Source organism: Mesorhizobium sp. M7A.F.Ca.ET.027.03.2.1 (assembly GCF_003999175.1).
In the GTDB taxonomy this organism is placed as follows: Bacteria; Pseudomonadota; Alphaproteobacteria; order Rhizobiales; family Rhizobiaceae; genus Mesorhizobium.
Map to the genome: position 1 here is coordinate 1 of NZ_RZOM01001057.1, position 2,144 is coordinate 2,144.

Genomic DNA, 2,144 nt, shown 5'->3' on the forward strand with positions numbered 1-2,144 from the left:
GAGCGGAGCTCCACCGCCCGTATGGCCGGACTGCAGCGGTCCGTGAAACATCCCTTCCGGAAACAGCCTGGCGCGCGCCGCCGAGAGTTGGGCGGCGCGCGGCAGGCTGTTTCCGGAAGGGATGTTTCACGGACCGCTGCAGTCCGGCCATACGGGCGGTGGAGCTCCGCTCTGCATCGGCTCGCATTATGCCGTGCGGACCAAGGCGCTGAAGCAGGCGGGCGGTCTCGGTCCTGAACTGGCGGAAGATCACTCCACCTCCATGTTGATCAACGCGGCCGGATGGCACGGCGTGCATGCGCTCGACGCCATCGCCCATGGCGATGGCCCGCAGACCTTCGCCGACCTCATCACCCAGGAATTCCAGTGGTCGCGCAGTCTGATGACGATCCTGCTCGAATATTCGCCGAGCTATCTCCCAAAGCTGTCGCCGCGGCTGAGATTCCAATTCCTCTTTTGCCAGCTCTGGTATCCGCTGTTCGCCGTCTTTGCGTTGCTGATGTACGTCATGCCGGTCTATGCGCTGTCTACCGGGCGCAACTTCGCCAATGTCATGTATCTCGACTTTTTGTTCTACTATCTGCCGAACGCGGTCGCGCTGGTTGGCCTGGTGATGCTGCTGAAGGCGTTCGGCCTCTCGCGCCCGATGACGGCCAAGACGATCAGCTGGGAAGGCACGCTGTTCCTCTTCTTCGCGCGTTGGCCTTGGGTGCTGGCCGGCACGCTGTCGTCGATCCGCGACTATCTGACCAAATCATTCGTCGATTTCCGCGTCACGCCCAAGGGCAGCGGCCCCAAGCACCTTCTGCCGGCTCGCGCCCTCACTCCCTATGTGGCGCTGGCCATCGGCGCGGCACTGCCTGTCCTGCTCGTTGAGCACCCCTTCGATGCCACCGGCTTCTACTGGTTCGCCGCCTTCAACGCCTTCCTCTACGGGCTGCTGGTTGTTGTGATTGTCGTAAGGCACGTCATCGAAAACAGGATTCCGTTGCGCGCCAATGCGGCGAAAGTCGCCTTTCAGGGGTCGCTTGCCGTGCTGGCGCTGATCGTGCCCGCCGCGGGCTTCTACGATCGCGGCATGGAAGGCGTCTACGGACTGCAGCAGGGCGCCGGTGGCCTGCGCATCGTGCGCATCGCCTATGTGGTTTCCGGCGCCGGCCAGGGCAACATCGGTGGCCGCAATTTCTACTTCGATCCAGGTTGGGAAACGCGGCGCTGAATGCTGGAGGCGTCCGCGTAGCGGGCCGGCACTCTGGACGGCTGCAGGCGCGAGCCCAAAAGATCAAACTTTAATTATATCCGATCGATTGCCGAAAGGCCGCGTTCATCGTGTCGTTTGCATGATCTTTAATAAGTTTCCCCTAATATACAATCCATGATGTGAGTGGCGATAGGCTGCTCGCGTGGCGCGGAAGCCAATAAAGCAAATAGATCTCCGCGCTGCAACGAATTATATTCGTGGTAGGGGACAATGATGAACAAAGTTAGGGAAAGAAGGGCAAGGATCGGCGCGAAATATGCTTGTGCATTTGCCGCCGTTGCATTGATCTCGATACTCTCAGGTTGCCAGAGCAAGGACGCGACCAAGACCAGCTCGATCGGCACAAAGTCCGTGGTGCATACGCTCGGCAAGAAGGTGCACGACGTCAAGAAGAAGCGGCTGCATCTGTTCAACCGCAAGCCGCTCACACAGACGACCATGGTGACGCGTACGAGGGAGGAGGCCTACGCGGCCTTCGTGCGGCCGCAGCGTGTCGGCAGGCCGGCGCCGGTGAAGGTCTCCTATCGTCTGGGCAATGGCGGCCCGTTCCTGGGCCGTTCGCCTTGGATTTGTGGCCCGAGCGGTTTCGGCCAGCGCGCCAGCTGCCGTTCGCGCTACTAGACCATCAGACCTAAAAGTGGCGGCGCGATTTGAATGAAGGATCCGCCGCTCTTGTCTTCGCCAGGGGGCGCGAGTCGAGGGCGAGAGGTTGGCAAGACGTTGCGCCTTGCCTCTTGCCCTCAGGCCGCCATTCCTGGGATCAATGAACCCTGCCAGTCCGCCGTCGGCCTGAAACCAAAATCCCTCCCAGCAAGCTATCGATGAAGCCACTGCCCCGGTCAACGCTGGGGACGGAGAGCCTCGATGGCGTCCCGATCATGAT

Annotated in this window: 2 protein-coding genes; both read left to right on the forward strand. The window is 61.2% G+C overall.

The genetic code is table 11. The annotated features are described in order from the left end of the window. The first annotated feature begins 121 nt into the window (after positions 1 to 121). Positions 122 to 1,219, forward strand: coding sequence for a glycosyltransferase (locus tag EN750_RS31050; protein WP_245482862.1), 1,098 nt, complete (start codon positions 122 to 124; stop codon positions 1,217 to 1,219). Positions 1,220 to 1,474: 255 nt separating this feature from the next. Then, complete coding sequence (locus EN750_RS31055; RefSeq protein WP_127399002.1) at positions 1,475 to 1,882, forward strand: hypothetical protein; 408 nt, start codon at positions 1,475 to 1,477, stop codon at positions 1,880 to 1,882. Positions 1,883 to 2,144: the final 262 nt, after the last annotated feature.

What these genes read in the sequence shown, in the direction of transcription:
- EN750_RS31050 (WP_245482862.1), top strand. Translation starts at nt 122, where the DNA reads ATGTTTCACGGACCGCTGCAGTCCGGCCATACGGGCGGTGGAGCTCCG.
- EN750_RS31055 (WP_127399002.1), top strand. Translation starts at nt 1,475, where the DNA reads ATGAACAAAGTTAGGGAAAGAAGGGCAAGGATCGGCGCGAAATATGCT.